A 21,072-nucleotide genomic window follows, 5' to 3' on the forward strand; every position below is an offset into this window, starting at 1 on the left:
ATCAATTGAGAATGATTCTTATATCAATAATATTTATTGTTATCAATTGCGCTATGATACAATTTTTCAATGAATCTAACATAAACCCATAATTTTATTAACGGTATCTTTACGTTCGATGCGTATTTTTTCCTCCATAAAATCACCGACAATTGGCAATGCGTCGCCTTCCAATTGGCCGCTGGCGTTTTGCGCCGGTTTGCTGGGCATTGGGCAAAACGGATTGCTGGTCGCGCTGCCGATGTTAGTCGGCATGACCCAGCTGTCGCTGTCCGTCTGGGCTGGGCTGTTGACGCTCGGTTCGATGCTGTTTCTGGTCGGCTCGCCCTGGTGGGGGCGGCAGTCGGAAATTCGCGGCTGCAAGTTTGTGGTAACCATGGCGTTAGCGGGGTATTTGTTCAGTTTCGCTTTACTGGCGCTGGCGGTGTGGGGGCTTTCGGCCGGCTGGCTGCCGCCGATGGTCGGATTGGGCGGCCTGATCGCGGCGCGCATTATCTATGGGCTGACGGTTTCCGGCATGGTGCCGGCCAGCCAAACCTGGGCGCTGCAGCGCGCAGGTTATGAACAGCGGATGTCGGCGCTGGCCACCATCAGTTCGGGGCTGAGTTGCGGACGCCTGCTCGGGCCGCTGTGCGCCGCGCTGGCGCTGTCGATCCATCCGATGGCGCCGCTGTGGCTGATGGCCATCGCGCCGCTGATCGCACTGCTGGTGGTCTGCCGGCAGCATAACGATCCGCCGCTGCCGCCGGTGGCGCATCAGCAAAATCGTCTGCGCCTCAGCATGGCGCCGTATCTGCTGTGCGCGGTGCTGCTGGCGGCGTCGGTCAGCCTGATGCAGCTTGGCCTGTCGCCGCATTTGGCCCGGCTGTTCAGCCATTCCGCCATCGCCGTCAGCCATCATGTGGCGGTGTTGCTGAGCGTGGCGGCGGGCTGTACGCTGCTGGCGCAGTTCCTGGTGGTGCGCCCGCAGCGTTTCAGCGCCCCCCGGTTGCTGTTGATTGCCGCCGTGCTGATGGCCGCGGGGCTGGCGCTGATGTGCACGCCACCGCTGGCGCTGTTCTATGTCGGCTGCGCGCTGGCTTCCTTCGGCGCGGCGATGGCGACGCCGGGCTATCAGCTGATGCTGAACGACAAGTTGTCCACCGGCAAAGGATCCGGCGCGATAGCCACCAGCCACACGCTGGGCTACGGCCTGAGCGCGCTGATGGTGCCGGTGGTGGCGAAGTTTTATGGCGAGTCGCAGCTGATCGCTGCGGCGCTGGCGATGGCCGTCCTGCTGGGCGGCGTCAGCGGCTGGCTGTGGCGCCGGCATCGCATAACGATCAATTCCGCGGGAGAGTAATCGACATGTCCGGCGCATCAAGCTACAGAATTTTTGACATCAAATTGAAAAGCAAAGAAAACGTCTCGCCTTCGCTGTTGCGTTGCGTGTTCGAGGGGCCGGAGGTGCATCGCATGAAGCTGGAGGCGCCGGATCAGCGCATCAAGCTGCTGTTCCCGGCCGCCGACGGCCAGATCCCGCAGCTGGAAAACGGCGCGGACTGGTACAGCCATTATATGGCGATCCCGAAAGAGCGGCGCCCGGTGATGCGCACCTATACGCTGCGGGCGCTGCGTCGGGCGCAAAATCAGCTGGACGTGGAGTTCGTGCTGCACGGGGTGAACGGCCCGGCCTCCGCCTGGGCGACCCATGCCGCGCCGGGCGACGCCATTCAGGTGGTGGCGCCCAACGGCGACTTCGCCGGCGACAGCGGCGGTTACGAATGGGCGCCGCCGACGCAGCTGCAGCAGGCGTTGCTGATTGCCGATGAAACGGCGGTGCCGGCGGCGATGGGCATTCTGGAGCAGCTGGCGCGCCAGGCCAACCCGCCGCGGGTGCAGGCGTTCTTCGAAGTGCCGGTGGCGGGCGATTGCCTGGCGCTGGAGCAATTCCCGTTCGCCGAAGTGTACTGGCTGCCGCGCGACGTCGGGCACCAGCAGATGCACGGCACGCTGCTGGTGGAAGCGGTGCGCCAGCGGGTGGCGATCCCCGCTTCGGCGCGCGCCGAAGCGCAGTCGCTGGCGGAGAACAGCCTGGGCGGCGATCTGTTGTGGGAACGCGCCGAGGGGGCGAAAAGCTTCTACGCCTGGGTGGCGGCCGAATCCTCGGCGGTGAAATCGCTGCGGCGTTATCTGATCGGCGAATGCGATTTGGACCGCTCAACCGTCAACTTTATGGCCTACTGGTGCTGACTGCTCACGGCGGCGCCCGCTGAATTACCCGATCAAACTGACGTGCGCCGCCACGATGCGCCAGCCGCAGGGCAGCTTCACCCAGGTTTGCATCTGCCGGCCGACGCTGTCGCTGCCCGGGCGGCGAAATTCGGTGCTGGCCACCGCCATGTCGTCGCCATAGGTGGTGATTTGGGTGTTTTCCAACTGCCGATCCAGCCCCTGCGACGGGCGCCGCAGGCGGAAGTCGCGGATCTGATCGATGCCGTACAGATTCTCGCCGGCGCCGTAGCGCACCGTGCGGCCGTCGTGCCAGAACAGCTCATCCAGCACCTCGATATCGTTGCCGATCAGCGCCTGCTCATAGCGATAGAAAGCGGCGTTCACCTCTGCCAGCACCGCCGGCCGGTCGATATATTCACTTTTCATGGATTAATCCTGTTTTTGCGGTAACACGCAGGCGGTCACGCCGCGCTGTTCCAGCGCATAGGCGGCGCGCAACGCCAGATCTTCGCGCCACGGCGGGGCGATCAGCTGTACGCCCAGCGGCAGGCCGGCGGCGGTCGTCAAGGGCACGCTCACCACCGGCAGGCCGAGGAACGAAATCGGCTGCGTCAGCATGCCCATGCTGGCGCGGGTCGGCAGATCGACGCCGTTGATGCGCATCGTCTCCTGGCCAATCGGGGTGGCGCCGCACGGCGTGGCCGGGGCGATCAGGATGTCCCAGTGTTCGAACAGCGGCGATGCCTGCTGTTGAAAATGGGCGCGGAAACGCTGGGCCTGCACGTACCAGGCGGCGGGCAGCATGGCGCCGGCCAGCAGCCGCTCGCGCGACAGCGGTTCAAAACGTTCGGGCTGGCTGCGCAGCTGCGGCAGGTAATGATTGCCGCCTTCGGCGGCGCTGATGATAAAGGCCGCCGAACGCGCCAGCTCGGCCTGCGGCAGTTCGACGTCGGCGATCGCCTCCAGCGCCTGCGCCACCCGCCGTACGGCCTGTTTGGCGTCGTCGTCGCACCACTGCTGGAAGTATCCGCCCAGCACCGCGCAGCGCAACCCTTGCTGGCCGCGCGGCAGCAGCGCTTCGGTATGGGTTACCGGCTTGTCGGCCTGGAAACGGTCTTCAATGTCGGTCCCCTGCATCACGTCGTAGACCGCCGCCAAGTCGCGCACCCGGCGGGCGAACGGGCCGAGATGATCCAGGCTGGCGACGAACGGCTGGCTGCCGCTGCGCGACAGGCGGCCGAAGGTCGGCTTCAAGCCGTAAATGCCGCACAGCGAAGCGGGCACGCGGATGGACCCGTTGGTGTCGCTGCCGAGTGAAAAATTAACCAGCCCGGCCGCCACCGCCGCCGCCGAACCGCCGGAGGAACCGCCGGCGATGCGGGTGGCGTCATGCGGATTGCGGGTGGCGCCGTAATGGCTGTTTTCGGTGGTGAAGCCGTAGGCATAGGCATCCATATTCAGCATGCCGGAGAGCAGGGCGCCTTGCCCGGCCAGCCGGGTTATCGCCCAGGCGTCCCGTTTGGCCGGCGGCCGGTCGCTGAACAGGCTGGCGCCGGCCAGGGTGGTTTCCCCGGTCACGTCGAACAGGTTCTTTACCGCATAGGGAATGGCGGCCAGGGCGGGCAGCGGCAGGCCCTTGGCGCGGGCGCGGTCGAGATTATCGGCCTCGCTCAGCATGCGTTCACGGGTGACGTGGGTATAGGCATTCAGCGCGGGATTGTGCCGGTCGATATCGTCCAGCGTTTGCTGGGCTATCTCGCGGGCGGAGATGGCGCCTTGCTTCAGCGCCGCGCGGATCTCGGCGATCGACAGTGAGCTTAGCGAATTCATGCGCGGTATACCCCCGCGATCTCCAGCCGCTGGTCGAGCGGAAAGGCCATCAGCGGCTCGGCCATGGCGGCGATGCGCCGGAACTGGGTCAGCAGTTCCTGCCGGCGGGCATCGTCCAGCTCCAGCGCCAGGATGGTTTCCATCTGGCGAATGTAGGTCGCCCAGTCGGCGGCGGTGTGGTGGTCCATAGGTTCTCCCGGTAATCAAAAGTGGCTAGAAGCCGGCGGCGCTGCCGTTGCTGCGCGGATCGAAGGCGCCTTCGAGCATGCCGTTGGTATGCCGCACGATGGCGCCGGCGTGGCCGACCGCTTCGCTGAAGTCCGGCAGCAGTTCAACCTCGTGGCCGCGTCGGCGCAGGTAATCGAGGGTTTCCGCGCTGAAGCGGCCTTCCAGTTTCAACGCGTCGGAGCTTTCGCCCCAGGTGCGGCCGAGCAGCCAGCGCGGCGCGCTGATCGCCTGCTGCAGCGGCAGCCCCTGCACCACATGGCGCACGAACAGCGCCGCCTGGGTCTGCGGCTGGCCGTCGCCGCCCATCGAGCCGTACACCAGCGTGCGGCCGTCGTACAGCCTGGCGGCGGCCGGATTCAGGGTGTGGAACGGCTGCTTGCCCGGCGCCAGCGCCAGCAGGTGGTCGGCGTCCAGGCTGAAGGACGCGCCGCGGTTTTGCCACAGCACGCCGCTTTGCGGCAGCACCACGCCGCTGCCAAATTCATGATAGATGCTCTGAATGAAAGACACCGCCAGGCCGCTGCTGTCCATCACGCCCATCCAGACGGTGTCGCCCGGCCCTTTGCCCGCGCCCCAGGGCGCCGCCTGCTGCGGATCGATGCGTTTCGCCAGCGAATCCAGATGTTCGGCCGCCAACAGCGCCTGCGGATCCTGCGTCATATGCCGCGGATCGGTGATGTATCGGTCGCGCAGGCCGAACGCCAGCTTGGTGGCTTCGACCAGGCTATGCACCACGGCGCCTTCGGGCTGGCCGACCAGCGGCAGGCGATCGGTCAGCCCGAGGATGGCGAGCGACACCAGCCCCTGGGTCGGCGGCGTCAGGTTGAAGATCTCGCCTTTCTGGTGCTCCAGCCGCAGCGGAACGCGGCGACGCGGCCGGTAATCCGCCAGATCCTGGGCGGTGAGCGGCATGCCCAGCGTCGCCATGTCCGCCGCCATGCTGCGGGCCAGCGGGCCGCGATAAAAGCTGTCCAGCCCGTCTTCGGCCAGGGCGATCAGCGTATCGGCCAGGCGCGGCTGACAGAAGCGTTGGCCGGCCTGGGGGATCTCCCCCTGCGGCAGGTAGGTGCGGGCGAAGTGTTCCACCTCCGCCAGCTCATGATACTTGCTGCGCGTCGCCGCCTCCTGGGACGCGGTGACCGGGATGCCGTCGGCCGCATAGCGAATGGCGTCGGCCAGCAGGCGCGACGGCGGCAGCTGTTCGCCGCCCAGTTCGGTGGAATAGTCCAGCGCCGCTTGCCAGCCGCCGACGGTGCCGGCGACGGTCAGCGCCGCCCTGGGGCCGCGGTGAGGTATGCGGCTTTCCCCGGCGTAGAAATCCAGCGACGCCAGCGATCCCGCCGCGCCGCTGGCGTCGATCGCCACCGGGTCCCCCTGCGGCGGCACAATCAGCCAGAAGCCGTCGCCGCCGATGCCGTTCATATGCGGGTAGACCACGGCGATGGAGGCCGCCGCGGCCACCATCGCTTCAATGGCGTTGCCGCCGGCGCGCAGCACCGCCAGCGCGCTTTCGCTGGCGAGGTGATGGGGAGTGACCGCCATGCCCAATGGCGCGGTGTTGCTGTTAATCATCTCTTGGCCCTTTTCTGAGGTCGCATCTGATTAAGGACAAGCAAGAGGCGTTCCACTTTTCCCGCCGGACAATAATCGCTTGCCAGCGGGTGGCCGAAGCGTGCTATGTTCCGCTGAAACAAAGGTTACATCCCCGTCATCTTTTCAGCGTGCGGCGGCGTTGGCTGCGCGCTGAACGGCAGGGGCAAGCAGGAGTAACGATGCAACAGATTGATGAGCGCCTGCGCGGCGAATATCCGCAGCTGACGCCGCTGGAGCAGCGGGTGGCCGATTTTATCTTCGACCACTTCGATGACCTGCTCGGCTACAACAGCGCCGAACTGGCGCGCCTGAGCGGCGTATCCAAAGCCACGGTCAGCCGGCTGTTCAAGCGCCTGGGCTACCGCAGCTACCGCGATATGCGCGATGAGCTGCGCACCCTGCGCCAGAGCGGCATGCCGCTGACCGACAACCGGGACGCGGTGCAGGGCAACACCCTGCTGGCGCGCCACTACAAGCAGGAGATGGCCAACCTGACTCACTGGGTGAACCATATCGATGCGCACCAGTTCAATGCGGTGATCGCCGCGCTGGTGCAGGCGCGGCGCGTGGTGCTGATGGGGTTCCGCAACAGTTACCCGGTGGCGATGCACCTGCGCCAACAGCTGCTGCAGGTGCGCGAAAGGGTGCTGCTGGTGCCGCAGCCGGGGCAAACCCTGGCGGAAGAGCTGGCCGATCTGGCGCCGCAGGACGTGGCGGTGGTGGTGGCGTTTCGCCGCCGTCCGCGCCAGCTCAGGGCGATCCTGACCCGGCTGCAAACTCAACGGGTGCCGACGCTGTTGATCTGCGAGCCGCAGGCGCAGGCGCTGATCCCGCTGGCCAGCTGGCATTTGGCCGCGTCGCTCGACAGCGTGTCGGCCTTCGACAGCTACTCCGCCGCCATGAGCCTGGCCAATCTGCTCAGCAACGCGCTGCTGCACGAGACGCTGGCGCAGGGCAGGCAGCGCATCCATCAAATCGCCGATTTGTACCAGGAGCTGGACGAACTGGAACAGCGCTGAATCCGGCGCCGTTTTGGTGCTTGTGCACTTTAATGGTGCTTTCTCTTCCCCATGTTGTTCCCCTCCCCGCCGCAGCGAGCGCGGGGAAATAGCGATGGTCATCCGATAACCTGCGGGCATTAAAGCAGATCGTTCATCGCATCCCCGGTTGGCACATTAGTTGCAGAGTGATACGCAAAGAATCTTTTGTTTCATCATTTCACCATCGGGGATACTCTATGAACATCAAGAAAACACTGTGGGTTGCCTTGGCTGCGGTCGCGTTGATGGCGCAGGCGGCTTCGGCGATGGCGGACCAGCTGCAGGAGATCCAGCGGCGCGGCGTGCTGCGCGTGGCGGTGCCGCAAGATTTCCCGCCGTTCGGCTCGGTCGGCACCGATCTGCAGCCGCAGGGTTATGACATCGACATGGCGCATTATCTGGCCGACAAAATGAAACTTAAGTTGCAGCTGGTGCCGGTGACCAGCGCCAACCGCGTGCCTTACCTGCAGACCAACAAGGTGGATCTGGTGATCTCCAGCCTGGGTAAAAACCCGGAGCGCGAGAAGACCATCGCCTTCAGCCGCGCCTATGCGCCGTTCTTCCTCGGCGTGTTCGGTCCGCAGGACGCCGCGTTGGGCGACGCCGCGCAGCTGGCCGGCAAAACCGTCGGCGTGACGCGCGGCGCGGTGGAAGACATGGTGCTGAGCGATAGCGCGCCGAAGGGCGCGCAGATCAAACGTTATGAGGATAACAACACCACGTTGTCGGCCTATCTGTCCGGCCAGGTGCAATACATCGCCACCGGCAATCTGGTGGTGAGCGCCCTGGCGCGGCAGAATCCGGGCAAGGCGCCGGTCGCCAAGTTCATGCTGAAGGATTCGCCGTGCTACGTGGGCCTGCGCCTGGGCGAACCGGCGCTGAAGGCCAGGGTGGACGAGCTGATTGGGCAGGCGCTGCAGGACAACACCCTGAATGGCCTGTCGGAAAAATGGCTGAAAGCGCCGCTGCCCGCCAACCTTGGCGCCTAACGGGAGCGTCCGATGACCTATCAGCTGAATTTTCCCGCCCTGTGGCCCTATCTGCCGGAGCTGCTGGCGGGGCTGCTGACCACCGTCGAGCTGACGGCGATGGCGACCCTGATGGGCGTGGCGCTGGGGATTTGCGGCGCGGCGATCCGCAGCGGCAAAACCACCCTGCTGAGCCGCATCTGGGGCCTTTACGTCGAAGCGGTGCGCAACACGCCGTTCGTGGTGCAGCTGTTTTTTATCGTGTTCGGTCTGCCGAGCCTGGGCTGGAAGCTGACCGCCGGGCAGGCGGCGCTGTTGGCGATGGTGATTAACCTCGGCGCCTACAGCACCGAGATTATCCGCGCCGGCATTCAGGTGACGCCGAAGGGCCAGTGGGAGGCGGGGCGGGTGCTGGGGTTCAGCCGCAGCCAGACCTTTTTGCGCATCGTGCTGCCGCCGTCGCTGCAGCGCATTTATCCGGCGCTGGTCAGCCAGTGCATTATCGTGATGCTGGGGTCATCGGTGGTGTCGCAGGTCTCGTTCGAAGAGCTGACCTTCGCCGCCAACCTGATCCAGTCGCGCACCTTCCTCAGCTTTGAGGTCTATCTGGTGACGACGCTGTTTTATCTGCTGTTGTCGGTGCTGATGCGCCAGCTGCTGCTGGCCGCCGGACGACGCTTTTTGGGGAGCCAGGGCTGATGCTGACCTTTACCGACTGGGACATCGTGCGCAACCTGCTGTTGGCGGCGCGCTGGACGCTGCTGCTGTCGCTGACCGCGTTCTTCGGCGGTACGCTGGTGACGCTGCCGCTGTTGCTGCTGCGCCTGAGCAAACGGCGCTGGGCGCTGCGGTTTGTCCGCTTTTACGCCGAGCTGTTTCAGGGCACGCCGCTGCTGATGCAGCTGTTTTTGGCGTTTTTCGGCCTGGCGCTGTTCGGCATCGACGTCAGCCCCTGGACCGCCGCCGCGCTGGCGCTGACGCTGTTCACCAGCGCCTTTCTGGTGGATATCTGGTCCGGCAGCATCGCCGCGCTGCCGAAGGGGCAGTGGGAAGCCTCGCGCTGCCTGGGGTTGAGCTTCGGCCAGACCCTGCTGCGGGTGATCGTGCCGCAGGCGGTGCGCATCGCCATCGCGCCGACCGTCGGGTTTTCGGTGCAGGTGATCAAGGGCACCGCGCTGGCGTCGATCATCGGCTTCGTCGAGCTGACCAAGGCCGGCACCATGCTGAATAACGTGACCTATCAACCCTTTAAAGTCTTCGGCCTGGTGGCGCTGGGCTATTTCCTGATGTGTTATCCGCTGTCGCGCTACAGTCATTATCTGGAGAAAAAATTCCATGCCGCTCATCACAATTAATCAGGTTCAAAAATATTACGGTCAGAACCATGTGCTGAAAGGCGTGGATCTGGATATCGACATGGGGCAGGTGATTTCCATCATCGGCCGCAGCGGATCCGGCAAAAGCACGCTGCTGCGCTGCATCAATGGGCTGGAGGGCTACCAGGAAGGCAGCATCAAGCTGGGCGGCATGACCATCACCGACCGCGATTCGCAGGCGCGTGAAATCAGCCGTTCGATCGGCATGGTGTTCCAAAACTTCAACCTGTTCCCGCACATGAGCGCGCTGGAAAACGTGATGCTGGCGCCGCGCCGGGTGCTGAAAAAAAGCCCGGCCGAATGCCGCCGGCTGGCGGAAGAGATGCTGAACAAGGTCGGGCTGGGGGAGCGCATGCACTATGCGCCGGCCAACCTCTCCGGCGGGCAGCAGCAGCGGGTGGCGATCGCCCGGGCGCTGGCGATGAAGCCTAAGGTGCTGCTGTGCGACGAGATCACCTCGGCGCTGGATCCCGAGCTGGTGGGCGAGGTGCTGAAGGTGCTCGAACAGCTGGCGAAGGAAGGCATGACCCTGATCCTGGTGACCCATGAGATGAACTTCGCCCGCGAGGTGGGCGACCGGGTGGTGTTTATGCACCAGGGCAAAGTGTGGGAGCAGGGCGACAGCCGCACGCTGTTCGCCAACCCGCAAACGCAGGAATTAAAACAGTTTATCGCTTCGGTCCGCGGGCTGTCTGAGGCCTGATTTCGACGCTCAAAATAACAAGTTATTAAGCTGGTAAGGAATTAACATGCTGGATATCACTCAATTCGATCAGATTAACCCCCCCGCCCGTCTGCTGATGGGGCCGGGGCCGATCAACGCCGACCCGCGCGTGCTGCGCGCCATGTCGAGCCAGCTGATCGGCCAGTACGATCCGGCGATGACCGGCTACATGAATCAGGTGATGGCGCTGTACCGCGCGCTGTTCCGCACCGAAAACCGCTGGACGATGCTGGTGGACGGCACCTCGCGCTCCGGCATCGAGGCGATGCTGGTCTCCGCCATTCGCCCCGGCGACAAGGTGCTGGTGCCGGTATTCGGCCGCTTCGGCCACCTGCTGTGCGAAATCGCCCGCCGCTGCCGAGCCGAAGTGCACAGCATCGAGGCGCCGTGGGGAGAAGTGTTCAGCGCCGATCGCATCGAAGACGCCATCAAGAAGGTGCGCCCACGCCTGCTGCTGACGGTGCAGGGCGACACCTCCACCACCATGCTGCAGCCGCTGGAGCAGCTGGGCGAAATCTGCCGTCGGCACGGCGTGCTGTTCTACACCGACGCCACCGCCTCCTTTGGCGGCAACCCGCTGGAAACCGACGCCTGGGGGCTGGATGCGGTGTCCGCCGGCCTGCAAAAATGCCTGGGCGGCCCGTCCGGCAGCTCGCCCGTCACCCTCAGCCCGCAGTTTGAAGAGATCGTGCGCCGCCGCAAATGCGTGGAGCAGGGCATTCGCACCGCCGATCACGCCGACGGCGACGACGAGATGATCTACTCCAACTATTTCGACCTCGGCATGATCATGGATTACTGGGGCCCCGAACGGCTCAATCACCACACCGAAGCCACCAGCATGCTGTTCGCCGCCCGCGAATGCGCGCGGGTGATCCTCGAAGAAGGGCTGGATAACGCCATTGCCCGCCATCGGCTGCACGGCGCGGCGATGCTGGCCGGCATTCAGGGCATGGGGCTGGAGGTGTTCGGCGATCTCGACCACCGCATGAACAACGTGTTGGGGGTGGTGATCCCGCCGCAGGTGCACGGCGAGCAGGTGCGGCAGATGATGCTGAACGACTTCGCCATCGAAATCGGCACCTCGTTCGGCCCGCTGCAGGGCAAGATCTGGCGCATCGGCACCATGGGCTACAACGCGCGCAAAGACTGCGTGCTGCAGACCCTGACCGCGCTGGAGGCGGTATTGAACCGCCTGGGCTTCGCCAGCCAGCAGGGGGAAGCGCTGCAGGCGGCCTGGAATACTTACGACGCCGGGAGCCGCTGATGACGGCGCTGTTAACCGCCCAGGAGGCGGAACAGGCGGCGGCGCGGGTGATGGCGCGCTGCGACGCGCTGGCGGCGATCTCGGCCACGCCGGGGCAGCTGACGCGCACCTATCTCTCCCCGGAACATCGGCGCGCCAACCTGCTGGTGGGGGACTGGATGCGCAGCATCGGCATGGAGGTGTGGCAAGACGGCGTCGGCAATATCTGCGGCCGCTATGAGGGCCAGACGCCCGGCGCACCGGCGCTGTTGCTCGGCTCGCATCTGGATACGGTGCGCAACGCCGGGCGTTACGACGGCATGCTCGGCGTACTGACCGCGTTGGAAGTGGTGGCGCAGCTGCACCGCCGGCAGCGCCGTTTGCCGGTGGCGGTCGAGGTGATCGGCTTTGCCGATGAAGAAGGCACGCGTTTCAGCGTGGCCCTGCTGGGCAGCCGCGGCATCACCGGCCGGTGGCCGGAGGAATGGCTGGCGCGCACCGATGCCGACGGCGTTACCGTGGCGCAGGCGCTGCGCGATTTCGGCCTGGATCCGGCGGCCATTGCGCAGGCGCGCCGCGCGCCAGGCGATATCTGCGCCTATCTGGAGCTGCACATCGAACAGGGCCCCTGCCTGGAGGCCGCCGGGCTGGCGCTGGGCGTGGTGACGGCGATCAACGGCGCTCGCCGCCTTAACTGCACCTTCAGCGGCGAGGCCGGCCATGCCGGCACCGTGCCGATGGGGCAGCGCAAAGACGCGCTGGCGGCGGCGGCGGAGTGGATGGTGGCGGTCGAGGGCATCACCCGCGCCGCCGATCCGCATCTGGTGGCGACGGTGGGGTGCATTGACAGCCTGCCGGGAGCGGTCAACGTGATCCCCGGCGAGGTGAAGCTGACGCTCGACGTGCGCGGTCCGGAAGATGGCGCGCTGGCGACGCTGCTGGCGCAGCTGTTGCGGCAGGCGCAGGCGATCTGCGCGCGGCGCGGGCTGCGGTTTGCCAGCGAAGAGTTTTACCGTATCGACGCGACGGCGTGCGACGCCGGGTTGCAGCGGCGCTGGCATGACGGCGTGCAGCGGGTGCAGGGGCGCAGCATGGCGTTGCCGAGCGGCGCCGGGCACGACGCCATCGCCGTGGCGGCGGACTGGCCGGTGGGCATGCTGTTCGTGCGCTGTGACCGCGGCATCAGCCATCACCCGGCGGAAGCCGTCACGCCGGCGGACGTGGCGCTGGCCATTCAGGCCTACTGCCAGACGGTCGCCAGCTGGGAGAACGGCTGATGAAGCTGCAACGTTTTAACCGGCTGTCGGCGGCGGAGGCGGAGCGCCTGCTGCGCCCCTGCGTGGACATCGACAGCTGGATCGCGGCGCTGATTGCCGCGCGGCCGTTCAGCGGCGTAGACGCCGCGTTGGCGACGGCGCGCCAGGCCGCCTTGCGCTGGCGGCCGGAAGAGGTGGCCCAGGCGCTGGCGCAGCATCCGCGCATCGGCGAGCGCGCGCAGGGGGCCGGGCGAGAAGCGGCGTTTTCCCGGCGCGAGCAATCGGCGGTAAACGCGCAGGACGCGGCGCTGCAACAGGCGCTGCTGGCGGCCAATCGCCGTTATGAACAGCAGTTTGAACGGGTATTTTTGATCCGCGCCGCCGGCCGCGATGGGCAGAGCATCCTGCAAGAGCTGGAGCGCCGGTTGCATAACGACCCGCAGCAGGAACAGCGTGAAACCGCCGAGCAGCTGCGTGAAATCACCTTGTTGCGTTTGAAGGAGTTATTGAGCGATGAGTAACATCAGCACCCATATTCTGGATACCTCGGTCGGCAAACCTGCGGCCAACGTGCGGGTATGGCTGGAGCGCGAATGCGACGGCCAGTGGCTGAAGCAGGCGGAAAGCCGCACCGACGCCGACGGCCGCGTTCGCGATCTGACGCCGGAGGGCGCCGGCGCCGGGCATTATCGCCTGCATGCCGACCTTGGCGCTTACTTTGCCGCCGACGGGCGAGAAACGCTGTACCGCACGGCGATTATCGAGGTGGCCATCCGCGATGCGGCGCAGCATTACCATTTGCCGTTGCTTATCGGCCCCTATTCGTATTCAACCTACCGGGGCAGCTAACGCCCCACTGCGGTTAACCCAATTGACGAGGTGCCTATGGCTCTGTCTCAGGATAAGGGCGCGGCTTCGTGCTGCCCGGAAGATGAAAAACTGCCGCTGGGAAAAACCTTTGCCTACGGCCTGCAGCATATTTTGACCATGTACGGCGGCATCATCGCGCCGCCGCTGATCATCGGCTCCGCCGCCGGATTGAACGCGCCGCAGATCGGCATGCTGGTGACGGCGGCGCTGTTCGTCAGCGGGCTGGCGACGCTGTTGCAGACCCTGGGCGTGCGCGGCTTCGGCTCGCGGTTGCCCCTGGTGCAGGGCGTTTCCTTCGCCGGGGTGGCGGCCATGGTGACCATAGCGACCGGCGACGGCGGGCTGCCGGCGGTGTTCGGCGCGGTGATCGCCGCTTCGGTGGTCGGCTTGCTGATCGCGCCGTTCTTTGCGCAGATTATCCGCTTCTTTCCCCCGGTGGTGACCGGCTGCGTGGTGACGGCGATTGGCCTGTCGCTGATGCCGGTCGCGGTGCGCTGGGCGATGGGCGGCAAGGCCGGCGCGGCGGACTGGGGATCGACCGGCAATATCGGCCTGGCGGCCTTCACGCTGGCGGTGATTTTGCTGCTGAACAAGGTCGGGTCACCGGCGCTGAAGCGGCTGTCGGTGCTGCTGGCGATGGTGGCCGGCTGCGCGGCGGCGGCACTGGCGGGCAAGCTGAGCTTCGCTGCGCTGGGCGAAGGGCCCTGGCTGGCGTTTCCCGAGCCGTTCGCCTACGGCTGGCCGACCTTCGAGCCCAGCGCCATTCTGTCGATGCTGCTGATCGTGCTGGTATTGCTGACGGAAACCACCGCCGGCCTGATGGCGGTCGGCGAGATCGTCGGTTCGCCGGTGGACTCGCGCCGCATCGCCAACGGCCTGCGCGCCGATATGCTGTCCAGCGCGCTGTCGCCGGTGTTCAATTCGTTTCCGCAGAGCTCGTTCGCGCAGAATATCGGGCTGGTGGCGATCTCCGGCGTGAAGAGCCGCTTCGTGGTCAGCGCCGGCGGCGCGATCCTGGTGTTGCTGGGGCTGTTGCCGGTACTGGGCCGGCTGGTGGCCTGCATTCCGCTGCCGGTGTTGGGCGGCGCCGGCGTGGTGCTGTTTGGCTCGGTGGCCGCCAGCGGCATTCGCACGCTGGCGAAAGTCGATTACAAGGACAACATGAATCTGGTGGTGGTGGCGACGTCCATCGCCTTCGGCATGATCCCGATCGTGATGCCGACGTTCTACGATCGGTTCCCGCACTGGGTGCGCACCCTGCTGCATTCCGGCATCAGCGCGGCCTGCCTGGCGGCGTTGTTGCTGAATCTGCTGTTCAACCGGGTCGGCCCTGCGGAGAAAAACGCGGCGGAAGAGGAGCTTTCCTGAAAGGTGCGGGCGCAGCGGGCTGCGCCCGGGCGGGATATCAGTCGTGGCGCAGGAAGCTGTCGGCATCGCGCCAGGCGGGGAAGGCGCTGCGGTAGCCCTGCAGGTTTTCCAGCGACAGCTCGGCGTCCAGCCGCGCGGCCGCGCCGGCTTCGGCATCGGCCAGGATTTCGCCCTGCGGGCTGAGGATCAGGCTGTCGCCGCTGTAGTCCAGGCCGTTGCCGTCTGCGCCGACGCGGTTGCAGCCGGCCACGTAGACCTGATTTTCAATCGCCCGCGCCGCCAGCAGCGTTTGCCAGTGTCTGCTGCGCGGCGCCGGCCAGTTGGCGACGTACAGCGCCAGATCGTAATCCTGCTGGTAGCGCGACCACACCGGGAAGCGCAGGTCGTAGCAAATCTGCGGCAGGATGCGCCAGCCGCGCCATTCGAAAATCTCGCGGCGTTTACCGGCCTGATAATGCAGGTGTTCGCCGGCCATGCGGAACAGATGGCGTTTGTCATAGGCATGCACCCGGCCGCCCGGCTCCACCAGCAGGAAGCGGTTGACCGCGCCCTCGGCGGTTTTCAGCGCCACGCTGCCGCCTACCAGCGCGTGGGTTTTCACCGCCCAGCCATGCAGCCAGTCGATCACCCGCTGTTCAGGCAGCGCGCTTTCGCCGGCGTCCATGGCGAAGCCGGTGGTGAACATCTCCGGCAGCACGATCAGGTCACGGCCGGCGATCGGGGCCAGCAGGGCGTCGAAATGGCGCAGGTTGGCGGCGCCGTCGCGCCAGACCAGCGGTTGCTGCAACAGGGTGATTTTTAAAGTCGACATAACCGCTCCGCAGCTGCATCCAGCGTGTCGTCCTGTTTGGCGAAGCACAGCCGGATCAATTTATGGGGGAAAGGATCGGCACAGAAGACCGACAGCGGAATGGCCGCCACGCCTGCGTGCTCGGTTAACCAACGGCAGAACGCCACATCGTCCAGATCGGAGATGGCGCCGTAATCCGCCAGCAGGAAGTATGTACCTTCGCAGGGCAAAATTTCCAGTCGGCTGTTCGCCAGCGCCTGCACAAAGCGGTCGCGTTTGGCGCGGTAGAACGCCGGCAGCCGTTGCCAGTGCTGCGGTTCGGCGCGCAGCATATCCGCCAGCGCCAGCTGGGCCGGGGTATTGACCGCGAAGGTCAGGTATTGGTGCACCTTGCGCACTTCGGCGCTCAGCGCGGTCGGCGCCACGCAGTAACCGACTTTCCAGCCGGTCATGTGGAAGGTTTTGCCGAACGAAGAGACGGCGATCGCCCGTTGGCGCAGCTGCGGGTGGGCCAGCACGCTGGCGTGTCCGCCCCTGGCGAAGCAGATATGCTCGTAGACCTCGTCGCTGAGCACGTAGATTTCATGCTCGGCGATGGCCTGCCACAGCTGCTGCAAATCTTCCGCCTGCCAGGCGGTGGCGGACGGGTTGTGCGGCGTATTGACGATCACCAGACGGGTACGCGGCGACAGCAGCCCGGCGAACTGCCGCCAGTCGACGCTAAAGGCCGGCGGCTGCAGGGCGATGCGTTTCAGCGTACCGCCGGCCAGCGTGACCGCGGGCGCATAGCTGTCGTAGCTGGGATCAAAGCAAATCACCTCGTCGCCGGGCCGCACCAGCGCGCTGATGGCGGCGAACAGCGCTTCGGTCGCGCCGGCGGTGACGGTCACTTCGCTATTGGCGTCCGGCTGCCAGCCATACAGCAGGGCGGTTTTCTCGGCGATGGCCTCGCGCAGCGGCGCGACGCCGGTCATCGGCGCATATTGGTTGGCGCCCTGGGCGACGTGCCAGGCGAGGCGCTCTTTCAGGTAGTCCGGGCCATCGAAATCGGGGAAGCCCTGCGACAGGTTGATCGCCTGATGCTGCTGCGCCAGCGCGCTCATCTGGGTAAAGATGGTGGTGCCCAGTGCAGGCAGTTTGCTTTCGGGAATCAATGCGGAAGTGCTCATGGTCGGCTTAAACTCCTGGCGCTTATGTTGCCGTCAATATAACACGATGTTAGTATTTGGCAATCAAGACGCTTAGATGGCTAAATGCGGGGCGGATCTTGCCGCGACGCCGGTCATTCTAAGCCGCATCGGCTGGCGACTTCACAGATCGGGATACGATAATGACGGATAATCCGCAACTTACAGCACTATTGGCCGCCTGCCACTGGATTGGCGAAAAGGGCTGGTGCCCGGCGACCGGCGGCAACATGTCGCTGCGCCTCGACGATGAGCAGTGCCTGGTCACCGAATCCGGCAAGGACAAGGGCAGCCTGACGGCGGCGGACTTCCTGCGGGTGGATATCGCCGACAACCACGTGCCGAGCGGCCGCACGCCCTCGGCGGAGACCGGTCTGCATACCCTGATTTACCGCCTGTACCCGCAGATTGGCGCGGTGCTGCATACCCATTCGGTCAACGCCACCGTGCTGTCGCGCGTCGAGCGCAGCGAAGCGCTGGTGCTGCAGGGCTATGAGATGCAAAAATCGCTCGGCGGGCAGAACAGCCACCTGGATCGCGTGGCGATCCCTATCTTCGACAACGATCAGGATATTCCGCGGCTGGCGGCGCGCGTGGCGGCCTATGCGGAAACCACGCCGCTGCAGTACGGTTTTCTGGTGCGCGGCCACGGTCTGTACTGCTGGGGCCGCCAGGTGGCGGAAGCCCGCCGTCATCTTGAAGGGCTGGAATTCCTGTTCCAGTGTGAACTGCAACGCCGCTTACTGGAGGCGAAATGATCCGCGCCATCGTGACCGATATTGAAGGCACTACCAGCGATATCCGCTTTGTGCACCAGGTGCTGTTTCCCTATGCGCGCGCGCGGCTGGCGGATTTTTTGCGCCAACACGCCGATGACCGCGAGGTGGCCGCGCCGCTGGCCGCCCTGCGTCAGGAGCTTGGGCAACCCGAGGCGGGCATCGAATCGCTGACAGCCGCGCTGTACCGCTTTATGGATGAAGATCGCAAGTCCACCGCGCTGAAGGCGCTGCAGGGCATCATCTGGCGCAGCGGCTATCTCAGCGGCGATTTCCGCGGCCATCTGTACCCGGAGGTGGCCGGCCAACTGGCGACCTGGCAGCGGCAGGGGCTGCGGCTGTACGTTTACTCCTCCGGCTCGGTGGAGGCGCAGAAGCTGTTGTTCGGCTACAGCGAAGCCGGCGATCTGCAGCCGTTGTTCAGCGGCTATTTCGACACCCGCGTCGGCGCCAAGCGCGAAACCGCTTCGTACCGCAATATCGCCCAGGCCATCGGCCTGGCGCCCGATGAGCTGCTGTTTTTGTCCGACATTCATCAGGAGCTGGACGCCGCCCAGGCCGCCGGTTGGCATACCTGCCAGCTGATCCGCGATCAGGCGGACGCACAGAGCCGGCACCCGCAGGTTAACCGTTTTGATCAGATTGATTTAGGGGAGTTTGCCTCATGAGTGGATTGACCATTTTTAGCGATCGGCAGCCGCAGCAGCCGCTGTGGCAGAGCCAGGATGCGGAGGCTATTCAGCAACGGCTGGCGCAAATCGGCGTGCGTTTCGAGCGCTGGCAGGCGGATCGCGAGCTGGGCGATAACCCGCAACCGGCGGCGGTGATCGCCGCCTATCAGCATGAAATCGACCGGCTGGTGGCGGAAAAAGGCTATCAGAGCTGGGATGTGATCAGCATGCGGCCGGACAACGAACAGCGGCAGGCGTTGCGCGACAAGTTCCTGTCGGAACACACCCACGGCGAAGACGAGGTGCGCTTCTTCGTCGAAGGCGCGGGGCTGTTTTGCCTGCATCTGGACGGCAAGATCTTCCAGATCCTGTGCGAGAAGAACGATCTGATCTCGGTGCCGGCCAACACCCGCCACTGGTTCGATATGGGATCGGCGCCCAACTTCACGGCGATCCGCGTATTCGATAACCCGGAAGGCTGGGTGGCGCATTTCACCGGCGACAACATCGCCGACGCCTACCCGCGTCTCGACTGAGTCACCTGCGCGGGCGTTACCCTAACGCCCGCTGAAAAATCCCGTCCTTGACCTGCTGTGGCGTAATCACGCCGCTGTCGAATACCCAACCGTCGATCAGCGCCGCCGGCGTCACGTCGAAGGCCGGGTTATACACCGGCGCATCGAGCGGCGCCCATTGGCATGTGCCGAAGCTGCCGGACACGCCGGTGACCTCGGTTGCCGCGCGTTGCTCGATCGGAATGGCCGCGCCGTTCGGGCAGTGCGGATCGTGGGTGGTGTGCGGGGCGGCGACGTAGAACGGAATGCGGTGATAGCGCGCCAGCACCGCCAGGCTGTAGGTGCCGATTTTATTGGCCACGTCGCCGTTGGCGGCGATGCGGTCCGCGCCGACCCACACGGCGTCGACCTGGCCCTGCGCCATCAGGCCGGCGGCCATCGAATCGCAAATCAGCCGGTAGGGGATGCCCAGTTCGCCCAGCTCCCAGGCGGTCAGGCGGCCGCCCTGCAATAATGGCCGGGTTTCATCGACCCACACCTGCTGCACCTTGCCCTGTTGATGGGCGCGCAGCAGCACGCCGATGGCGGTGCCGATGCCGGCGGTCGCCAGCCCGCCGGTGTTGCAATGGGTCAGCAGACGGCTGCCGGGCGGTACCAGCTCTGCGCCGTGATCGGCGATGCGATCGCACAACCGGCGGTCTTCCTCCACCAGCCGCAGCGCTTCCTCCGCCATCGCCGGCGCCCAGTCCGGCCTTTCCAGCGCCTGCTTCATGCGGTCCAGATTGTTCATCAGGTTCACCGCCGTCGGCCGGGCGGCGCGCAGCGTTTGCAACGCCTGCTCCAGCTCGCCGCGCGGCAGCCCGCGCTCCGCCAGCAGCGCCAGCAGCAGACTGGCGGACAGGCCAATCAACGGCGCGCCGCGGACCCGCAGGCTGTGGATATGCTCCACCAATTCTTCCACGCTGTCGCAGGCGCGCCACTGCTTTTCCTGCGGCAGGGCTTGCTGATCGAGGATCCAAAGTCGGTTGTCACGCAGGGTCAAACTGGTGGTGTTAAGCGCTTGCATCGGCAGTTAATTCCTTGTTGCGTAGTTATTGCATCTGGAAAGCTATTCTGCCAACATGACTTCCGGATGTATAGACGTCCAAATGCTTTTACGTCTAAAAAATACTGTCGCCGTGTCCGTGAGCGAGAGAGAACAGAGGGGTTGGGAATGTCGCTTTATCGTACGTTTACTGCTGCCGATGCCGTTGAGTATGCCCGTCAATATGGGCAGGTGGCCGATCCGCAGGCGCTGGTGAGCGCCGATGAAATTGGCGACGGCAATCTGAATCTGGTGTTCAAGATCCGCGACCGCGGCGGCGTGAGCCGGGTGATCGTCAAGCAGGCGCTGCCCTATGTCCGCTGCGTGGGCGAATCCTGGCCGCTGACCCTGGACCGGGCGCGCATCGAGGCGGAAACCTTGCTGATCCACGGCGGCTTCTGCCCGCGGCACACGGTGAAGGTACTGCATCACGATCCTGAGCTGGCGGTGATGGTGCAGGAAGATCTTTCCGACCTTCGCATCTGGCGCAGCGAGCTGGTGCAGGGCAACTACCATCCGCTGGCGGCGGGGCAGCTGGCGGAATATCTGGCGCAAACCCTGTTCCACACCTCCGACTTTTACCAGCCGGCCCAGCAGAAGAAGGCCGACGTCAGCCGCTTTACCAACCCTGAACTGTGCCAGATCACCGAAGACCTGTTTTTTACCGATCCTTATGTCGAGCACGAGCGCAATCAGTTTGACCCGGCGCTGCTGCCGCAGGTGCAGGAGCTGCGCACCGATGCGGCGCTGAAGCTGGCGATCGCCGGGCTTAAGCACCGCTTCCTGAGCAAGGCGGAGGCCCTGCTGCACGGGGATATTCACAGCGGTTCGATCTTTGTCGGCGAAGGCCGGCTGAAGGCGATCGACGCCGAGTTCGGTTTCTACGGCCCGATCGGCTTTGACGTCGGCACCGCGTTGGGCAATTTGCTGCTGAATTATTGCGGGCTGCCGGGCCTGTTCGGGCCGCGCGACGCCGCCGCCGGGCGCGAACAGCGCCTGCAGGACGTGCGCGAGCTGTGGCTGATTTTCGCCGATCGCTTCCTGTCGCTGTGTCATCAGCGCAGCCGCGAAGCGGCGCTGGCGACGCCGGGTTACGCCGAACAGTTCCTGCAGCAGGTGTGGGCTGATGCGGTGGGGTATTGCGGCAGCGAGCTGATCCGCCGCACCATCGGCCTGGCCCACGTCGCCGATCTGGACAGCATCGGCGACGCCGAGATGCGTCTCGAATGCCAGCGCAATGCGCTGGGGCTGGGCCGCGCGCTGATCGTCAATGCGCCGCAGATTGAGCATATCGATGCCCTGCTGGCGCGTATCCGGCAGCACGGCTGACAAGGCG

The 21,072-nt window shown here is 65.2% G+C and carries 23 protein-coding genes; 16 read left to right on the top strand and 7 right to left on the bottom strand.

What is annotated here, in order from left to right; genetic code table 11:
- Window positions 1–118: 118 nt before the first annotated feature.
- Both CKW09_RS04760 and CKW09_RS04765 read left to right on the top strand, forming a co-directional pair.
- Window positions 119–1,342: an MFS transporter gene (locus CKW09_RS04760; protein ID WP_061796051.1), complete on the top strand. Its 1,224-nt coding sequence runs from the start codon at window positions 119–121 to the stop codon at window positions 1,340–1,342.
- Between the two features lie 5 nt (window positions 1,343–1,347).
- On the top strand, window positions 1,348–2,232 hold the full coding sequence (locus tag CKW09_RS04765) for a siderophore-interacting protein (protein WP_095095863.1): 885 nt from the start codon (window positions 1,348–1,350) through the stop codon (window positions 2,230–2,232).
- Window positions 2,233–2,256: 24 nt separating this feature from the next.
- Here the strand turns inward: CKW09_RS04765 and hpxZ are convergent, their stop codons facing one another.
- From hpxZ to CKW09_RS04785, 4 genes are read right to left on the bottom strand one after another with little or no spacing between them, the layout of a single operon-like run.
- The gene (gene hpxZ / locus CKW09_RS04770; protein ID WP_061796055.1) at window positions 2,257–2,640 is read right to left on the bottom strand and encodes an oxalurate catabolism protein HpxZ; all 384 of its coding nucleotides are present in this window, start codon (window positions 2,638–2,640) and stop codon (window positions 2,257–2,259) included.
- A gap of 3 nt (window positions 2,641–2,643) precedes the next feature.
- Entirely contained in the window at window positions 2,644–4,044 is a 1,401-nt protein-coding gene (locus tag CKW09_RS04775; RefSeq protein WP_095095866.1) for an AtzE family amidohydrolase, read from the bottom strand.
- Entirely contained in the window at window positions 4,041–4,232 is a 192-nt protein-coding gene (hpxX, locus tag CKW09_RS04780; protein WP_095095869.1) for an oxalurate catabolism protein HpxX, read from the bottom strand. The genes CKW09_RS04775 and hpxX overlap by 4 nt, the downstream gene beginning before the upstream one ends.
- Window positions 4,233–4,257: 25 nt before the next feature.
- A complete protein-coding gene (locus CKW09_RS04785) occupies window positions 4,258–5,844 on the bottom strand; it encodes a gamma-glutamyltransferase family protein (protein ID WP_095095871.1) in 1,587 nt (528 codons plus the stop codon).
- A 200-nt stretch (window positions 5,845–6,044) separates the two neighbouring features.
- Between CKW09_RS04785 and CKW09_RS04790 the strand changes: the two genes are divergently transcribed.
- From CKW09_RS04790 to CKW09_RS04835, 10 genes are all read left to right on the top strand, one after another.
- Window positions 6,045–6,884, top strand: a complete 840-nt coding sequence (locus CKW09_RS04790; protein WP_095095874.1) for a MurR/RpiR family transcriptional regulator — start codon at window positions 6,045–6,047, stop codon at window positions 6,882–6,884.
- 218 nt (window positions 6,885–7,102) lie between these two features.
- Complete coding sequence (locus tag CKW09_RS04795) at window positions 7,103–7,894, top strand: transporter substrate-binding domain-containing protein (protein WP_095095878.1); 792 nt, start codon at window positions 7,103–7,105, stop codon at window positions 7,892–7,894.
- 12 nt (window positions 7,895–7,906) lie between these two features.
- On the top strand, window positions 7,907–8,572 hold the full coding sequence (locus CKW09_RS04800; protein ID WP_061796064.1) for an amino acid ABC transporter permease: 666 nt from the start codon (window positions 7,907–7,909) through the stop codon (window positions 8,570–8,572).
- The gene (locus tag CKW09_RS04805; protein WP_061796065.1) at window positions 8,572–9,228 is read left to right on the top strand and encodes an amino acid ABC transporter permease; all 657 of its coding nucleotides are present in this window, start codon (window positions 8,572–8,574) and stop codon (window positions 9,226–9,228) included. The genes CKW09_RS04800 and CKW09_RS04805 overlap by 1 nt, the downstream gene beginning before the upstream one ends.
- Entirely contained in the window at window positions 9,209–9,952 is a 744-nt protein-coding gene (locus CKW09_RS04810; RefSeq protein ID WP_061796067.1) for an amino acid ABC transporter ATP-binding protein, read from the top strand. Before CKW09_RS04805 ends, CKW09_RS04810 begins: the two co-directional genes overlap by 20 nt.
- 46 nt (window positions 9,953–9,998) lie before the next feature.
- Complete coding sequence (locus CKW09_RS04815) at window positions 9,999–11,240, top strand: pyridoxal-phosphate-dependent aminotransferase family protein (RefSeq protein ID WP_095095881.1); 1,242 nt, start codon at window positions 9,999–10,001, stop codon at window positions 11,238–11,240.
- Window positions 11,240–12,496, top strand: coding sequence for an allantoate amidohydrolase (hpxK, locus tag CKW09_RS04820; RefSeq protein ID WP_095095883.1), 1,257 nt, complete (start codon window positions 11,240–11,242; stop codon window positions 12,494–12,496). Before CKW09_RS04815 ends, hpxK begins: the two co-directional genes overlap by 1 nt.
- Window positions 12,496–12,996, top strand: coding sequence for a 2-oxo-4-hydroxy-4-carboxy-5-ureidoimidazoline decarboxylase (uraD, locus tag CKW09_RS04825; protein WP_061796071.1), 501 nt, complete (start codon window positions 12,496–12,498; stop codon window positions 12,994–12,996). Before hpxK ends, uraD begins: the two co-directional genes overlap by 1 nt.
- Window positions 12,989–13,324: a hydroxyisourate hydrolase gene (gene uraH / locus CKW09_RS04830; protein ID WP_061796073.1), complete on the top strand. Its 336-nt coding sequence runs from the start codon at window positions 12,989–12,991 to the stop codon at window positions 13,322–13,324. Before uraD ends, uraH begins: the two co-directional genes overlap by 8 nt.
- Window positions 13,325–13,360: 36 nt before the next feature.
- On the top strand, window positions 13,361–14,713 hold the full coding sequence (locus CKW09_RS04835) for a nucleobase:cation symporter-2 family protein (protein ID WP_095095886.1): 1,353 nt from the start codon (window positions 13,361–13,363) through the stop codon (window positions 14,711–14,713).
- Window positions 14,714–14,750: 37 nt separating this feature from the next.
- On the opposite strand, the gene CKW09_RS04840 is transcribed toward CKW09_RS04835, so the two are convergent.
- Both CKW09_RS04840 and CKW09_RS04845 read right to left on the bottom strand, forming a co-directional pair.
- Entirely contained in the window at window positions 14,751–15,524 is a 774-nt protein-coding gene (locus tag CKW09_RS04840; RefSeq protein ID WP_061796077.1) for an amidohydrolase, read from the bottom strand.
- Window positions 15,512–16,672, bottom strand: coding sequence for a pyridoxal phosphate-dependent aminotransferase (locus CKW09_RS04845; protein WP_095095888.1), 1,161 nt, complete (start codon window positions 16,670–16,672; stop codon window positions 15,512–15,514). The genes CKW09_RS04840 and CKW09_RS04845 overlap by 13 nt, the downstream gene beginning before the upstream one ends.
- A 161-nt stretch (window positions 16,673–16,833) precedes the next feature.
- Between CKW09_RS04845 and CKW09_RS04850 the strand changes: the two genes are divergently transcribed.
- The 3 genes from CKW09_RS04850 to CKW09_RS04860 are packed head-to-tail and all read left to right on the top strand — an operon-like array spanning window position 16,834 to window position 18,673.
- The gene (locus CKW09_RS04850) at window positions 16,834–17,448 is read left to right on the top strand and encodes a methylthioribulose 1-phosphate dehydratase (protein ID WP_095095891.1); all 615 of its coding nucleotides are present in this window, start codon (window positions 16,834–16,836) and stop codon (window positions 17,446–17,448) included.
- Window positions 17,445–18,134 carry an acireductone synthase gene (gene mtnC / locus CKW09_RS04855; protein WP_061796083.1) on the top strand — a complete coding sequence of 230 codons (690 nt, stop codon included), beginning with the start codon at window positions 17,445–17,447 and terminating at the stop codon, window positions 18,132–18,134. The genes CKW09_RS04850 and mtnC overlap by 4 nt, the downstream gene beginning before the upstream one ends.
- Window positions 18,131–18,673, top strand: coding sequence for a 1,2-dihydroxy-3-keto-5-methylthiopentene dioxygenase (locus tag CKW09_RS04860; protein WP_061796085.1), 543 nt, complete (start codon window positions 18,131–18,133; stop codon window positions 18,671–18,673). Before mtnC ends, CKW09_RS04860 begins: the two co-directional genes overlap by 4 nt.
- Before the next feature lie 16 nt (window positions 18,674–18,689).
- Here the strand turns inward: CKW09_RS04860 and mtnA are convergent, their stop codons facing one another.
- Window positions 18,690–19,718 carry an S-methyl-5-thioribose-1-phosphate isomerase gene (gene mtnA, locus CKW09_RS04865; RefSeq protein ID WP_095095894.1) on the bottom strand — a complete coding sequence of 343 codons (1,029 nt, stop codon included), beginning with the start codon at window positions 19,716–19,718 and terminating at the stop codon, window positions 18,690–18,692.
- A 147-nt stretch (window positions 19,719–19,865) separates the two neighbouring features.
- Between mtnA and mtnK the strand changes: the two genes are divergently transcribed.
- Window positions 19,866–21,065, top strand: coding sequence for an S-methyl-5-thioribose kinase (gene mtnK, locus CKW09_RS04870; RefSeq protein ID WP_061796088.1), 1,200 nt, complete (start codon window positions 19,866–19,868; stop codon window positions 21,063–21,065).
- Window positions 21,066–21,072 lie beyond the last annotated feature (7 nt).

Origin of the sequence: Serratia ficaria (assembly GCF_900187015.1) — a bacterium.
GTDB classification, from domain to species: Bacteria; Pseudomonadota; Gammaproteobacteria; order Enterobacterales; family Enterobacteriaceae; genus Serratia; species Serratia ficaria.

Excerpts from the sequence above, each read along its gene's own strand:
- CKW09_RS04850 (WP_095095891.1), top strand. The coding sequence starts at position 16,834 with ATGACGGATAATCCGCAACTTACAGCACTATTGGCCGCCTGCCACTGG.
- mtnA (WP_095095894.1), bottom strand. The coding sequence starts at position 19,718 with ATGCAAGCGCTTAACACCACCAGTTTGACCCTGCGTGACAACCGACTT.
- CKW09_RS04790 (WP_095095874.1), top strand. The coding sequence starts at position 6,045 with ATGCAACAGATTGATGAGCGCCTGCGCGGCGAATATCCGCAGCTGACG.
- CKW09_RS04845 (WP_095095888.1), bottom strand. The coding sequence starts at position 16,672 with ATGAGCACTTCCGCATTGATTCCCGAAAGCAAACTGCCTGCACTGGGC.
- CKW09_RS04785 (WP_095095871.1), bottom strand. The coding sequence starts at position 5,844 with ATGATTAACAGCAACACCGCGCCATTGGGCATGGCGGTCACTCCCCAT.
- CKW09_RS04810 (WP_061796067.1), top strand. The coding sequence starts at position 9,209 with ATGCCGCTCATCACAATTAATCAGGTTCAAAAATATTACGGTCAGAAC.
- uraD (WP_061796071.1), top strand. The coding sequence starts at position 12,496 with ATGAAGCTGCAACGTTTTAACCGGCTGTCGGCGGCGGAGGCGGAGCGC.
- CKW09_RS04765 (WP_095095863.1), top strand. The coding sequence starts at position 1,348 with ATGTCCGGCGCATCAAGCTACAGAATTTTTGACATCAAATTGAAAAGC.
- CKW09_RS04800 (WP_061796064.1), top strand. The coding sequence starts at position 7,907 with ATGACCTATCAGCTGAATTTTCCCGCCCTGTGGCCCTATCTGCCGGAG.
- CKW09_RS04815 (WP_095095881.1), top strand. The coding sequence starts at position 9,999 with ATGCTGGATATCACTCAATTCGATCAGATTAACCCCCCCGCCCGTCTG.
- CKW09_RS04840 (WP_061796077.1), bottom strand. The coding sequence starts at position 15,524 with ATGTCGACTTTAAAAATCACCCTGTTGCAGCAACCGCTGGTCTGGCGC.
- CKW09_RS04860 (WP_061796085.1), top strand. The coding sequence starts at position 18,131 with ATGAGTGGATTGACCATTTTTAGCGATCGGCAGCCGCAGCAGCCGCTG.
- hpxK (WP_095095883.1), top strand. The coding sequence starts at position 11,240 with ATGACGGCGCTGTTAACCGCCCAGGAGGCGGAACAGGCGGCGGCGCGG.
- CKW09_RS04775 (WP_095095866.1), bottom strand. The coding sequence starts at position 4,044 with ATGAATTCGCTAAGCTCACTGTCGATCGCCGAGATCCGCGCGGCGCTG.
- CKW09_RS04805 (WP_061796065.1), top strand. The coding sequence starts at position 8,572 with ATGCTGACCTTTACCGACTGGGACATCGTGCGCAACCTGCTGTTGGCG.
- CKW09_RS04795 (WP_095095878.1), top strand. The coding sequence starts at position 7,103 with ATGAACATCAAGAAAACACTGTGGGTTGCCTTGGCTGCGGTCGCGTTG.
- CKW09_RS04760 (WP_061796051.1), top strand. The coding sequence starts at position 119 with ATGCGTATTTTTTCCTCCATAAAATCACCGACAATTGGCAATGCGTCG.
- hpxZ (WP_061796055.1), bottom strand. The coding sequence starts at position 2,640 with ATGAAAAGTGAATATATCGACCGGCCGGCGGTGCTGGCAGAGGTGAAC.
- mtnK (WP_061796088.1), top strand. The coding sequence starts at position 19,866 with ATGTCGCTTTATCGTACGTTTACTGCTGCCGATGCCGTTGAGTATGCC.
- uraH (WP_061796073.1), top strand. The coding sequence starts at position 12,989 with ATGAGTAACATCAGCACCCATATTCTGGATACCTCGGTCGGCAAACCT.
- mtnC (WP_061796083.1), top strand. The coding sequence starts at position 17,445 with ATGATCCGCGCCATCGTGACCGATATTGAAGGCACTACCAGCGATATC.
- CKW09_RS04835 (WP_095095886.1), top strand. The coding sequence starts at position 13,361 with ATGGCTCTGTCTCAGGATAAGGGCGCGGCTTCGTGCTGCCCGGAAGAT.
- hpxX (WP_095095869.1), bottom strand. The coding sequence starts at position 4,232 with ATGGACCACCACACCGCCGCCGACTGGGCGACCTACATTCGCCAGATG.